10 protein-coding genes are annotated in these 13851 nt (G+C 71.2%); 2 read left to right on the forward strand and 8 right to left on the reverse strand.

Annotation, left to right across the window (positions count from 1 at the left end; all coding sequences use genetic code 11):
• Positions 1–119: 119 nt before the first annotated feature.
• The 8 genes from ACZ4V6_RS30940 to ACZ4V6_RS30975 form a co-directional block, all read right to left on the reverse strand.
• The gene (locus ACZ4V6_RS30940) at positions 120–1271 is read right to left on the reverse strand and encodes an SMI1/KNR4 family protein (RefSeq protein ID WP_467833815.1); all 1152 of its coding nucleotides are present in this window, start codon (positions 1269–1271) and stop codon (positions 120–122) included.
• A 173-nt stretch (positions 1272–1444) separates the two neighbouring features.
• Complete coding sequence (locus ACZ4V6_RS30945) at positions 1445–2275, reverse strand: thioesterase II family protein (RefSeq protein WP_467833817.1); 831 nt, start codon at positions 2273–2275, stop codon at positions 1445–1447.
• The gene (locus ACZ4V6_RS30950) at positions 2272–3072 is read right to left on the reverse strand and encodes an SDR family NAD(P)-dependent oxidoreductase (protein WP_467833818.1); all 801 of its coding nucleotides are present in this window, start codon (positions 3070–3072) and stop codon (positions 2272–2274) included. Before ACZ4V6_RS30950 ends, ACZ4V6_RS30945 begins: the two co-directional genes overlap by 4 nt.
• 28 nt (positions 3073–3100) lie before the next feature.
• Positions 3101–3853 carry an SDR family NAD(P)-dependent oxidoreductase gene (locus ACZ4V6_RS30955; RefSeq protein WP_467833820.1) on the reverse strand — a complete coding sequence of 251 codons (753 nt, stop codon included), beginning with the start codon at positions 3851–3853 and terminating at the stop codon, positions 3101–3103.
• On the reverse strand, positions 3850–5022 hold the full coding sequence (locus ACZ4V6_RS30960; RefSeq protein WP_467833822.1) for an enolase C-terminal domain-like protein: 1173 nt from the start codon (positions 5020–5022) through the stop codon (positions 3850–3852). The genes ACZ4V6_RS30955 and ACZ4V6_RS30960 overlap by 4 nt, the downstream gene beginning before the upstream one ends.
• Positions 5019–5837: an alpha/beta hydrolase gene (locus tag ACZ4V6_RS30965; protein WP_467833824.1), complete on the reverse strand. Its 819-nt coding sequence runs from the start codon at positions 5835–5837 to the stop codon at positions 5019–5021. Before ACZ4V6_RS30965 ends, ACZ4V6_RS30960 begins: the two co-directional genes overlap by 4 nt.
• 11 nt (positions 5838–5848) lie before the next feature.
• Entirely contained in the window at positions 5849–7468 is a 1620-nt protein-coding gene (locus tag ACZ4V6_RS30970; RefSeq protein WP_467833825.1) for a thiamine pyrophosphate-binding protein, read from the reverse strand.
• Complete coding sequence (locus ACZ4V6_RS30975; RefSeq protein ID WP_467833827.1) at positions 7465–9492, reverse strand: CoA transferase; 2028 nt, start codon at positions 9490–9492, stop codon at positions 7465–7467. The genes ACZ4V6_RS30970 and ACZ4V6_RS30975 overlap by 4 nt, the downstream gene beginning before the upstream one ends.
• Positions 9493–10140: 648 nt before the next feature.
• Between ACZ4V6_RS30975 and ACZ4V6_RS30980 the strand changes: the two genes are divergently transcribed.
• Positions 10141–12606, forward strand: a complete 2466-nt coding sequence (locus ACZ4V6_RS30980; RefSeq protein WP_467833829.1) for an acyltransferase domain-containing protein — start codon at positions 10141–10143, stop codon at positions 12604–12606.
• 157 nt (positions 12607–12763) lie between these two features.
• Positions 12764–13851: beta-ketoacyl synthase N-terminal-like domain-containing protein (locus ACZ4V6_RS30985; protein ID WP_467833836.1), on the forward strand; the 1088-nt coding region annotated here is incomplete at its 3' end.

Below are 13851 nucleotides of genomic sequence, written 5' to 3' on the forward strand. Positions count from 1 at the left end.
CCATCAACCCCTGATCGCCGAAGACGACCCCACGGGTTCGAACTCAGTGGGCACACCTTCCGTACCGGTCGTCAACGACGGTGTGACTGAGTGCTTCAGCGGAACCGGAGCCCTTGGGGTCAGTCCTGATCTCGGGCGTACTGAGCCGCGTACCAGCTGGAGTCGATGGCCGGGTTGCGCAGGGTTCCCCAGAATCGTTCGTCAGGTACCGGGGGCAGTGACGGCCTGCCCAGGTCCGCATGCAGATCCGCACGCCAGTCGACCGTGAGGCGACTGCGGATGCCCGCGCTCTCGTACACGGACCTGTAAGGCGAGCCCCAGATCCCGTGTGCCATTTTCTCCGCGGCCCACCTGCGAGTGTCGTCCCGGTGGGCATCCGCCTGCACGAGCACCGCGCGTAGTCGCAGGACCAGCGGGTCGGTCTGGTCCGGCCGCGACGGGACTTCACCCCGGTCCAGCGCGTCCAGGACTGACTCGACCTCCGGGTACTTGTTCAGGCCCGTTTCGACCGCCAGTCTGCGAAGCTGTTTCCGGGCGGCCTCGGCCACCCGCTTCCGCGGCAGGACCGCGAGCAGTGAACCGAGTTCCTCCAGTCCGTCCAGGCAGCTCGCGTGGAGGAGGTCGGTGGGACCGCAGGAGAGGTCCAGCTCCGGTAGCTGCTCATCCGGTGCGGGAAGAGGGTCGTCGGCACTGCCCCACTCCGGGTGGGCAGGCATGGCCCACTCCCAGAACAGCCGGCCGTTGAACGTGACGACACCGGCATCCCGGCCGCGCTCGAGCTGGCCGGCCAGCTCCGCCAGATACCCACCGAGTGAGTCGGCCTTCCCGAAACTGGTGCCGGTCTCGTCGAAGAACCGTCCGATCGCGCCGAAGGAGCCCCGCCCGGTGCGGCAATCGATCATGAGACCGTCCGACGTTGCCCCATAGGAACCGAACTTCACGTAGCCGTGATGCCAGTAGTCCTCGGCCTCCTCCTCGTCAAGGTCGTCGGCGACGTTGCGCATGAACTTGGTGTCCTCGAGGATCCCGCTCACTCCGAGCAGCCGGTCATGCGTGCCGAACCGGAAAGCCTCCGGTCCGTCCAGTGCCCCGTCGTGCCGGAGCAGTGAAGCAACCAGGTCCGGAGGAAAGGTGATGCCCAGTTCCTCCTGTGCCGCCGCGATCTCCTCATCTCCCGCGGGCGGCCGGAGCGTGGCGAAAGTGCGAGGCGCGTGCTCGCGCAGCCACGCATCGATGCGGCTCCATGAATCCTGGACCAGGTCTGCTGTCATAGGGCCGACCCTAGAGTCAGCCACTGACAGCTCGATCGTCGCTCACCGGCGTCGACCGCCGTGTTCGCGTCCAGTCCGGCCCATTCGGGTGTGACTCATGTCCGGGCTCACCAAACCATCGGTACCCCACGCTCCAGACGCCGGCTCAGGCACTCGCTCGCCGAGTGAAGCGCTCAGTCGGCAGGACTTTCGGGATGCTGCCGTGGGATCGCTCGATCATCGGACGGTATCTTGACGCCGGGGGTGCGTGAGGACGTGCGCAGATGCTCGGCGATGATGTCGAGAACCGAAGCTTGGTGTTCCAGCAGGTAGAAGTGACCGCCGGCGAAGGTGTCGAGTGTGAACGGGCCGTTCGTGTGCTCGGACCACGCCTGGGCCTCGACCGGGGTGACCATGGGGTCCTTGTCGCCGATGAAGGCATGGAGGGGGCAGCGCAGCTTCGTGCCCGGCCGGTAGCGGTAGGTCTCGGCGGCCCGGTAGTCACCGCGGACAGCGGGAAGGGCCGCACGCATCAACTCCTCGTCGTTGAACACCTGCTCTGCGGTGCCGTCGAGGCTCCTCAGCTCGGCCATCAGCTCATTGTCCGGCAGAAGATGGACGGTACTGCCTTCTCTCTGGCGGGACGGTGCGGGCCGGGCCGAGACGAAGAGTGCCATCGGGGAGGTGCCCGCGCCCTCGAGTCGACGGGCCAGTTCGAAGGCGACTGTGGCGCCCATACTGTGCCCGAACAGTGCGAAGGAGTCCCGAACGCGTGTCCGCAGGACGGTGAACAGCTGGTCCGCGAGCTCGTCGATGCTCTCCAGGGGTTTCTCCGAGCGGCGGTCCTGCCGTCCGGGGTATTGGACCGCGAGCACTTCGCACTGGGGTGCCAGCGCGGTGGCCACGGGGTGGTAGAACGTCGCAGAACCGCCGGCGTGCGGCAGACAGACCAGCTGCGGTGCCGTTGGATGCGCGGCGCGGTACTGCCTGATCCACACGTCATTGCGGGTGTCCGTACCGGTCATGAGTGGTGCCGTCCTTCCGTTGCGCGGTGGGTGCGGGCGACGGCCGAGCCGGCCGTGACACCGCCGTCGACCAAGAGCGTCTGCCCGGTGACGTAGGCGGCGAGCGGACTGAGCAGCCAGGCGGCCGCGTTGGCCACCTCCTCGCAGGTGCCCAGCCGGCCCAGCGGGGCCCGGCGCGCCCGCTGCTCCAGGGCGTCGGGGTCGCTGTACAGGCCGCGCAGCATGGGGGTGTCGGTCGAGCCGGGGCTGACCACGTTGACGCGGATGCCGTCGTCTGCGTACTGCAGGGCCGCCGATTTGCTCAAGCCGATGACGGCGTGCTTGGTGGCCGAGTAGAGCGGGCTCTGGGCGTGGCCGATGTGGCCGGCCACCGAGGCGCAGTTCACGATCGCGCCGCCACCGGCCGCCAGCATCGCCCTGGTCTGACCGCGCATACACGACCAGACCCCGCGCAGATTGGTGGCGACCACGTGGTCGAAGTTGTCGGCGGTGTCCTCGTGCAGCGGACCGAATTCCCCGAAGGTGCCGGCGTTGTTGAACGCGCCGTCCAGCCGCCCGAACCGGGCGACCGCCTCGGTCACGCACGCCTCCACCTGCTTGTCGTCGCCGACGTCGCAGGATGCCACCAAGCAGTGCGACGGGGGCAGCCCGGCGGCGGTCTTCGCCAGCGCCGGGACGGTTCGGCCCACCAGGATGACGCGTGCGCCGTGCCCCACCAGGAGCCGGGCCGTGGCCCGGCCGATGCCGCTGCCCGCTCCGGTGACCATCACCACGCGGTCGGTGAGTTCCAGACTCATCGGTGTTTCGACTCTCCCTTCCTGTCCGTCAGATGTGCAGCCCGCCGTTGACGTCGATGACCGTGCCGGTGGTGTATCCGGCGTCGTCGCCGCACAGCTGGCAGACCATGCCAGCGGCCTCGGCGACGGTGCCGAAGCGGCCGGCGGGGATGTGGCTGACCCGGTCGGCGGTCCACTGGGGGGACTTGTTCTCCCAGGCACGGCGGATGCGTTCGGTGCTGATGACGCCGTGAGCGATCGCGTTGACCGTGACGCCGTGCGGGGCCAGCTCGTAGGCGCACTGCTTGGTGAACCCGATGACGCCGGCCTTGGCGGCGACGTAGGCGGCATTGCTGAAGAGGCTGTAGGTGCGGCCTGCCACGGACGCCAGGTTGACGATGCGGCCCCAGCCCGCCTCGACCATCGCCGGCGCGCACAGCCGGGTCATGGTGAACACGCTCGTCAGGTTGTGCGCGACGGCCGACTGGACGTCGGCCTCGGTCAGTTCGGTCACGGGGCAGGCCCGGGTGTCACCGCCGACGCCGTTGACCAGGACGCCCGGCCGCCGGTGAGGGGCGAGCGAGGCGACGGCGGACTCGAGAGCGTACGGGTCGGTGACGTCGACGACCAGCGGGTCGCAGGCCAGCGCGTCACCGAGTTCGCCGGCGACGCGCTGCACCGCCTCGGCGTCCTTGTCGACCAGGACGATCCCCAAGCCGCGGGCGGCCAGGCGGCGGGCGACCTCCGCGCAGATGCCGCCGCCCGCTCCAGTCACCAGGGCCACGTCGTGTCGTGCCGTCATGTAGTCCTCCGCCAGCCGCCGTCGGATTCCCAGGTGGCCAGGCACCGGGTGTGTCGCAGCAGTTCCCCCGTCGGTTCGATCCCGGTGCCCGGACCGGCCAGGGGCCCGACCCGGTGCAGCGACCGGTCGACGGCGAACGCCGGCCGGGTCAAGGGCGCGGGGAACCACTCGTCGGCCCGTCCCGCCTCGACCGTCTGCCACAGACCCCACGTGGTGGCCAGGGCCCGCCCGGCCGCCCACAGCGGCCCCACCTCGGCGACGTGCACCCCGAGCTGGCAGCCGAGGCCGAGCGCATCCGCGCGCAGTGCCAGGCGGGCCGCGGCCAGGAACCCGCCGCACTTCGACAGCCGTACGTTGATGTGGCTGGCGGCACCACTCGCGGCGGCGGTGTCCAGGTCGGCCGGACCGGTGCAGGACTCATCGAGCATGACGGGCAGGCCGGTGGCCCGCTGCAACCGGGCCAGCTCTGACCAGGACCGTGGCGGGAGAGGCTCCTCGACCCAGGCCACGCCGGTCAGTTCGTCCGCGATCCGCTCGGCCTCCGCGGTCGACCAGGTGCCGTTGACGTCGAGGGATATGCGGGTGTCCGCGGGAAGACGGTCCCTGGCCCGGGTCAGCCGCTTCACCGCGTCGGCCGGGTCCGCCACCTTGATCTTCACGTGCCGCAACGCCGCCACCGCCTGCGGCGACAGCGCGTCCAGGGCGGACGCGACGTCCCGGGACAGGTGAATCACCAGGCTGACGGACGTCGGCCCTTCCCGCCGCACCGGGGCGGGCGGGTCCAGGACCCGTAGCACGTCGGCCAGTGGCCGGGCGAAGCACCTGCACACCGCGTCCAGCAGGGCGATCTCCACGGCCGCCCCCGCCGACGGACCGTCGACGAGCTCTGGCAGCGGCAACTGTGCGATCGAGACGACGGCGCTGTCGAAGCTCCGCCAGTCGATCCGCTCGGCCAGGGCCGCGGGGTCGCACGCCTGCACCGCTCGTGCCGCGCCGTCCAGCGTCTCGCCGGTGACATAGCCACGGGGCGCCCCCTCCCCCCACCCGCGGACGCCGGCCAGCTCCACCTCCACCAGGAGGGACTCCGCACTGCGGCGGGAGCGCGTGGCGTGGTCGAAGGCCACGGCCATGGGCACAACGGCGCTGTGCAACCGTACGCGGCGGATCATCCGTCCTCCTTCAGCCGCGCGGCCAGCCAGTCCCAGTACGCCGTCCGGGCCGGGGTGAACTCCAGGTAGTGCCGGTCCGTGGCAAAGACCTCCTCATGCACGGCGGACGTCAGCCGCCGTAACGTTGTCCGCGCGGCCCGGAGGTCGATGATCGGGTCGTGCGCGGGGACGGCCAGGTCGACCGGGAGCGGGGTACGCGGCGCCCCGGTGACGTAGAGGTCCTCCAGATGCACGAGCGTCGCCTGCGTCGCCGAGGTGACCTCCCGCAGCATCAGCGGGTCCGAGGCCAGGAACGCCCGGTAGCGCGGCAGGACGGTGTAGTCGCCGTCGGCGAGCCCCACGGGCTGCGGCGCGGTCCCGGCGCGGGCGCGGCGTTCGGCGAGCACGGCCGGTGCGTGGCGCGCCCGCTGCTGGCCCAGCGCCGGCGCGCACAGGATCAGCCTGCGGACAGGCAGTTCGCGGCTGCACCACAGCGCGGCCAGCACGCTGCCGCCCAGGCTCTGGCCCAGGACGGCCGGTCCGGGGCCGCCGACCTGCGCCGCCACGGCCGCGAGCGCACGCGCGTAGTCGTCGAGGACGAGGTCGGCCGACGGCAGGTGGCCGCGGGGTCCCCCGCTCCGGCCGGAGCCCCTACGGTCCAGGGCGTAGACGTCGATGCCGCGGGCGTTGAGTTCGGGTCCGGTCTCGTACAGCCAGCCGGCGTGGCTCTGGATGCCGTGGATGTAGAAGACGGCCGAGTTCGCGCCGGGCGTGGTCCAGCAGTGCAGCGCTAGCTCGACGCCGTCGGTGGCGGTCAGCATGCTGGTGGTGGGCATGGCCGGCCTCCTCAGTACCGGACGAGGTTGACGTCGGGGTCCAACCGGACGTCGACGAGCAGTGGGCCGTCGAGCACCGGCAACAGCTCGCCCACGGCGTCGAGTTCATCGGCCTTGCGGACAGTCAGGGCACGAGCGCCCATCGCTGTGGCCAGCCCGGCGAGGTCGGGCCACGCGAACGCCGAGTACGCCGGGTCGTAGCCGTGGTCGCGCAGCTTGTAGTGCTCGGCGCCGTACGCCCCATCGTTGAGGACGACCACGACAAGCGGCAGCCGGTGCCGCACCGCCGTCGTGAATTCCGACAGGTGCATCATGAAGCCGCCGTCCCCGACGGTGGCGATCACGGGTCGGCCGGTGTCGGCCGCCGCCGCGCCGATCGCCCCGGCCAGGCCGAGTCCGATCGAGCCGAAGCCGCCCATGACGGTGAAGTGCATCGGGTCCGCGACCCGCAGGTACGGCCAGACACCCACGTCGAAGCGGCCGATGTCGCTGACGACGGTGCGCTCGGCGGGCAGCACCCGGTCCAGACGGATCATGGCCGTCCGGATGTCGACGGTGTCCGGGCCGCTGCGGTCGTCGATGTCGTCCTGCGGTGAGTGCCCGGCCAGTGTCTTGGTGACGCGTCGCGCCCAAGCGTCGTTGGCCGCGGTGACGCCGGCCTGTTCCAGCAGCGCGTTCATGGCCTCGGCTGTCCGGCGGGCGTCCCCGACGACGGGCTCGTCCACGGGCGTGTAGGAGCCGAACCGCGCGGGATCGTTGTCCACGTGCACGACCTTCTTGCCGTGTAGCAGGTCGCCGCCCAGTGCGGTCCACATGTTGAGGCTGGCCCCGAACGCGATCACGCAGTCCGACTCGGCGATGACCGCGCCCGCCACGTTGTGCGCGAGTGAGCCGAAGATGCCGATGTCACGGGGGTGACCGGCGAACAGTTCCTTGCCGAGCACGGTGGTGGCCAGCGCCGCGCCAGTACGGTCCGCCAGTTCGACCAGGGCGTCCCGCGCGCCGGCGACGGCCGCGCCGTACCCGGCGAGGACCAGTGGCCGTTCGGCCGAGCCGATCAGGCCCAGCGCGCCGTCCAGCGCCTCGGCCTCCGGTGCCGCCAGGGGGCCTGGCGGCACCGGCAGCGCGATCGGCGCCTGTTCGCCGGCCTCGGCCTGCATGAGGGCGATCGGTATGTTGAGCACGACGGGCCGCCGCTCGGCCGCGATGCGCTGCATGGCCCGGTTGAGGTCCGCGACGAGCGACGCGGGTTCGTGGACGCGTTCGTAGCCCGCTCCTGCTGCGGCCGTGGCCGTGGCGATGTCGAAGTGGTGGAAGTGCGTGGGCACCGGTGGCGGATCGCCCGTGACCAGCAGGACCCGACTGCGACTGCGGACCGCCTCCACCAGCGGGGTCAGGGCGTTGGTGAACGCCGGTCCGTGCGTCACGGACGCCACGCCGATGCCGCCGGACATCCGGGCGTGGCCGTCGGCCATGGCGACGGCGCCCGCCTCGTGGGCAACCGCCACGAACCGTCCGCCCGCCTCGGCGAACGCGGGCAGGTAGAGCAGGTTGGCATTGCCCATCAGGCCGAAGACGGTGTCGACGCCGTGGGCGGCCAGCGCGTCGGCGAGCGCGTGGAAGACCTTCATCGCTGTCCTTGGATAGGGGCGGACGGAAGCCAGTCGGGGTCGTTCTGGTCGATCGGTGCGCAGCTGAGCGGTGGGGTCTCGCGGAGCAGCGAACGCAGGTGGTTGCCCGTGACGAGCACGGTGGTGTCCGCGCAGTCGTGGGTGACGACCATCCGCCGGGCGTGGACCTGCGGGTGCCGTACCGTGCGGGTCAGGTCGTGCAGCGGGGCGGCGGGCACGCCGGCCGCCGCAGCCGCGTCGAGTACGGCGGTGACGGGGCCGTCGGGCTGCGGCAGTGGCTCCTCCGTGTCGATGAGGACGGTGCCGTCCGATGCCTCGAGGAGCTGCGGGGCCGGTACGGGTGTGTCGTCGTACCAGCGGTCCTGGGTCGCCCACACGGCGCTGTCGAACAGCGCGACATCGGCGGCACATCCGCGTCCGGTGCGCAGGCGGACGTACGTGGACACGACGGCGGCAGCGGCGGCCAGGTAGGCGCCGAGGACGTCGGCGCTGGACACCGGTGTGCGCAGCCCGGTGCCGTGGCCGCCGACGAGGTGCATGATGCCCGACTCGGCCTGGATCACGGTGTCGACGCTGCGGTCGTCGACGGCCAGGCCATGGCCGGTCACCGCACAGTGCACGACGCCGTGCCGGGACAGGATTCGTTCGGGGGCGAGGTCCTGCGCGGCGAGTGTGTCGGCGGCGAGACTGGTGAGGACGATGTCGCACCCGGCGAGCAACTGGTCGAACCTGGCCCGGTCCCCGGCGTCGGCGAGGTCGAGCCGGCAGGAGCGCTTGCCGGCGTTGTTGACGTAGTAGAGGTAGCCGACTTTGCCCACCCGTTGGGCGAGCCGTCGGGATCCCTCGCCGTGCGGCGGCTCCACCTTGAGGACGTCGGCGCCGAGCTGGGCCAGCAGCCTGCCCGCGTGTGGCCCGGCCGTGTACGAGCCGATCTCCAGCAGGCGGACGCCCTGCAGCGGCAGACTGCCGCGCGGAATCCGCTTCCACAGAAGACCCTGCCGGGGCAGCGGGTCGCCGGCGACGGTCGGTACCAGTGAGCGCAGAGGGCTGCCCGGTGCGCCGGACGGTCCGGTGACCAGGCCGCGCCGCCGGGCGGCGGCCCCGCGGCGCACCTCGTCGGGTGCCGCGATCCGCGCGCAGGGAACGCCCGCGGCCCGCAGTCGGGCCACCACGTCGGCCGCCTCTCGCACCGCGGTCCACTCGCCGAGGACCTTGTCGAGTTCGTCGGCGTTGCGGACGCGGGTGGCGGTGTCGGTGAAGCGCGGGTCGTTGGCGAGGTCCCGCCGGCCCGTCGTGGCCACCAGCCTGTGCCACATCGGCTCGCCCATCGTGCAGATGACGACGGGGGCGTCCAGGCACGGGTAACTGTTCCAGGGCGCCGCCATGCCGTGCCGGTTGCCCGTGCGCCGCGGTGGGCGGCCGGCGAGCGCGACGCTCGGCAGCAGGGTGCCCGTCAGGGTGAGCAGACCGTCGAACTCGGCGATGTCCAGGTAGTCCCCGCCACCCCCGCGCTCGCGGCCGACGAGCCCGGCCACGACGGCGATCAGGCCGGACAGGGCGGCTGTTCGAGAGGCCAGGCCCACCACGGAGGTGAACGGGGGATCCCCTTCCGCGCCGGCCGCCGCGACCAGTCCGGCCAGTGCCTGCAGGGTCGCCTCGGTGGCCGGGGTGTCGCGCAGCGGACCAGTGAGCCCGAATTCGCTCAGCCGCACCGTGACCAGTTCCGGGTACTGCTCGAGGAGTTGCCGAGAACTCAGCCCCAGGGCCGCGAGCCGGTCATCGCCCTGCGCGTCGCAGACCAGCACATCGGCCTTGTCCAGCAGGCGTGGTGCCCGGCGCCATCCGACCGCCGGCTGCGCGGCGGAACGCAGCCACTGCTCGAACGGATCCGCGTGGGCGGGTGGTTGGCCCAGCGGCACGACGCGGGCCCCGAGATCCGCAAGAAGTCTGCCCAGCAGCGCGGCCGACGTGCCGTGGCCCGCCGTGAGCACGGCGGTGCCCTGAAGTGGCCCTGCCCTTGTCATCGAAGTCCCCCTCGCACCGCGCACCAGCCCTGGGCGTCGGTTGTCACCGCTGGTCGGTCGTGGACGTCGGCCGTCATCCGGCCACCACGGGAAATCCTGTCGGCGCCGCCGGCATGTCCGGGAGCTCTTCGCCGACGGCCCTCGTCCGCCATTGAACCGTGCAAGATCAGAGCAGCGTCGGCCGTCTCGCCGAGGTAGGCGGAAAACCATCGTCCAGGGTTGCTCCAAGGTCGGCAACCCCGCCTGGAAAACAATGAGAACAGGGAGTTGATAATGGTCAATCTGAGATTTTGCAGCTTTTTACGTTTGGGTCGACAGCATGTCGGCAAGCAGATCGGCGCACAATGTGGCTCAGCTAAATGTCCAGTTTTATAGCAAAATGAGCCGTGATCGCGGTCACATGAAGCCTGGTTGACGGGTGATGTTCTGGGCTGGCAGGGTGATGGAGAGGTTGATTCCGCAAGCTATTGGAATAGCGGTCCAGAAGGTTTCGGTAATCCGAGGGGGAGGCTTACAGGGGATGCATTTAGCTGCCTATCACTGTCGGGCGATACGATGACGGAACGGCCTTATCCCGTGTGTGTTGCAGAGGTATCCGACCGGAAGTTCGATTCGATCGTTCTCATTGGCTCGGGGCGCCGCGCCCACATGGTGGAAGCCGTCCGGACCGCCGTCGGACAGGCGGGCGTCGACCCGGCGGTCCTGCGTCGCAGCCGTACCGCGGTGGTCACCGCGGCAGGCGGGGGAGCCGCCGGTCGGATCGCCCACGCCCTGGGCCTGACCGGGCCCGCGATCTCCGCCGACACCCGCGAGGCACCCGCGTTGCTCGCCCTCCACCTCGCCGCCCAGGCCCTGCGCGCAGGCGACAGCTCCTACGCCATCGTCGGCGCCGAACTCGCTGGCGGATCGTGCGCGTTGATCCTGGCTGCTCAGTCGGCGGCGACTGCGGCGGGAGCCGCGCCACAGGCGGTCATCCGCGCCACCGCGGCGGCCTACGCCTCCACGCCTGACCACCGCGGTCGGCTGATCCGCGAAACCCTGCACGCCACCGGCCTGTTACCCGACGACATCACTCACCCGCAGGACGAGGGCTTCCCGGCCCTGCTCGCCGCCCTGCACGACGGCAGGCCGCCCCGCCCCACCGTCGTCGCCGACCACGGCAGCGACGGCACCACCGCCCACGTCCTCCTCGACCCGCCGCAGCACACCGCCCCCGGGCCCCACCTTCCCTGGGTGGTCTCGGCCCCCCACACCCGCGCCCTTCAGGCCAGGGCCGCGAGTCTGGTCGTCCACCTCGACACGGCACCTGCCGCACCCGCCGACGTGGCCCACTCCCTGCTCACCACCCGCCCCGGCCCCCGGCGCGCCGCCGTCATCGGCGCGGACCGGGCCACCCTGACCGACGGGCTGCGGGCACTCGCCCTGGGCACAGACGCACCCCACCTGGTCCACGGCACCGCCACCGGATCGCCACGACCCGTCTTCGTCTTCCCCGGTCAGGGGTCCCAATGGCCCGGCATGGCCGCCGAACTCCTCGACACCAGCAAGGCCTTCCGCGAAAGTGTGCACGCCTGCGCGGACGCGCTGGCCGAGTTCGTCGACTGGTCGCTCCTCGACGTCCTGCGCGAGGCACCGGGCGCGCCGCCCCTGCACCGTGTCGATGTCCTCCAGCCGGCCCTGTGGGCGACGATGGTCTCGCTGGCCGAGGTCTGGCGCTCCCACGGAGTGGAACCGGCCGCCGTCGTCGGCCACTGCTACGGCGAGATCGCCGCAGCGCAGGTCGCCGGAGCCTTGGACGTACGCGCCGCCGCCCGCCTGCTCGCCCACCGGAGCCGGGCCTGGCTGCGCCTGGTCGGCAAGGGCACGGTGATCTCCGTCGGCACCTCCGGACAGGACATCGTCCGCCGCATGGCGGCCTGGCCCGACTCCGTGGAACTAGCCGCGATCAACGGCCCGCGCTCGGTGGCGCTGACCGGCCCGCCCGACGCCCTGGACCACATTGTCGCTGACCTCACCGACCAGGGCGTCCATGCCAAACGCATCCCCGGCGTGGACACCGTCGGCCACTGCTCCCAGGTCGAGATCCTCCGCGACCACCTGCTGGAGGTCCTGCGCCCCGTCTCACCCAGGACCTCCGCCGTGCCCTTCTACTCCACCGTCGACGGCGCCGAACGCGACACCACGACGCTGGATACCGACTACTGGTACCTCAACACCCGCAGCCAGGTGCGCTTCCACCAGACCGTGCAGGCCCTGCTCGCCGCCGGGTACCACTCGTTCGTCGAGGTCAGCCCGCACCCGCTGCTCGGCACCTCCATCGAGGACACCGCGGCCGAACTCGGCATCCGCGACGTGGCCGTGATCGGCACCCTGCGCCGCGGCCAGGGCGGCACCCGCCGGGTGCTCACCTCGGTGGCGGAGGCATACGTCCACGGCATCGACGTCGACTTCGGGCCGGCCTTCGCCGGCACCACGCCCCGCCCGGTCGCCCTGCCAGCCTTCGAGGATCACGGCCCCGACACCGGCGAAACGTGGACCGACCGCGTCAGGGCACTGCCCGACGAGCAGCGGACAGAAGCCCTTGTGGACCTCGTGTGCCGCACGGTCGCCGCGGTGCTCGAAGCGGACCCCGTCGACGCCGTCCCCCTCGACATGGCCTTCAAGGAGATGGGCCTCGGCTCACTGAGCGCCGTCCAGCTCCGCAACCGCCTCCGCGACACCACCGGCCTGCACCTGCCGGCCACGATCGCCTACGACCATCCCACCCCGGCCGCCCTGGCCCGCCACCTGGCGACGACCCTGTTCGAAGCGGCGGACACGGCGGCCGCAACGGGTACGACGGGCGACGGCCGTGAGCCGACCGACCCAGAGGCTGCCCTGCTGACCGCGCTGGAAGAGGCCGACGAGGCACTGGACCGGCTGCGGGCCGTGCCCGCAACCACAGCCCGGCCAGAGACCGACCGGCGGATCGATGAGCGGTTGAAGTCCCTGATGGACAAGAACAGACGGATGAGACACGTCGACACCGGCGACGACTCCGCGACCGACAGGTTCGCCACGGCCACCGACGACGAGATGTTCGCCCTCATCGAGGAGCGGTTCGGCCTCTCCTGAACCGCGACCTCCCGCATACGCCGAACCGTTTCCGCATCCTCCCGGGCCCTGTACGCACCCCTGCATGCCGTACGCCCCCCGAGCCCCGCTCACCTGCGGGCGAGTTCGCTGTCCCCACAGTTCCCGAAGGCGGCCTCCCATGGCACACGAAGACAAGCTGCGCCACCTCCTCAAGCGTGTCAGCGCTGAACTCGACGACACTCAGCAGCGGGTGCGTGAGTTGGAAGAGAGCGAGCGCGAGCCGATCGCGATCGTGGGGATGAGCTGTCGTCTGCCTGGTGGGGTGGGGAGTCCGGAGGAGTTCTGGGCGCTGTTGGAGGAGGGCGTGGATGCCGTCTCGGAGTTCCCGCAGGACCGGGGCTGGGACGTGGAGCGGTTGTACGATCCCGACCCGGATGCTCCCGGGAGGTCGTATGTCCGTGAGGGCGGTTTCCTGGAGGGGGCGGGGGAGTTCGATGCGGGCTTCTTCGGTATCTCGCCGCGTGAGGCGTTGGCGATGGATCCGCAGCAGCGGTTGCTGCTGGAGTGTTCGTGGGAGGCGATCGAGCGGTCCCGGATCGACCCGAAGTCCCTGCACGGCAGCCACGCCGGCGTCTTCGTCGGCTCCAACTGGCAGGACTACAACACCCTGTTGCTGCGTGCCGACGACCGGTCCCAGAGCTACCTGGCCACCGGCGCCTCCGCAAGCGTGATGTCCGGGCGCGTCTCCTACGCGCTGGGCCTGGAGGGCCCCGCGATCACCGTGAACACGGCGTGCTCGTCGTCCCTGGTCGCCATCCACCTGGCGGCCCGGGCCCTGCGGGCGGGGGAGTGCGACCTCGCCTTGGCCGGCGCCGTCACCGTCATGTCGACACCGCAGCTTCCGGTCGCGTTCTCCCGGCAGCGGGGGCTCGCCCTCGACGGCCGCTGCAAGGCGTTCGCCGCTTCGGCCGACGGCATGGGTTTCGGTGAGGGCGTGGGCGTGCTGGTGTTGGAGCGGTTGTCGGTGGCCCGGCGTAATGGGCGTCGGGTGTTGGCGGTGGTGCGGGGTTCTGCGGTGAATCAGGACGGTGCGTCGAATGGTCTGACGGCGCCGAACGGTCCTTCGCAGCAGCGGGTGATTCGGGCGGCCTTGGCCGACGCACGCCTGGCTCCTTCTGACATCGACGTCGTGGAGGCGCATGGGACGGGGACGCGGTTGGGTGATCCGATCGAGGCGCAGGCGTTGTTGGCGGTGTATGGGCGGGGGCGTGGTGGGGGGCGGCC

It is taken from the genome of Streptomyces sp. NPDC029152 (assembly GCF_055564355.1).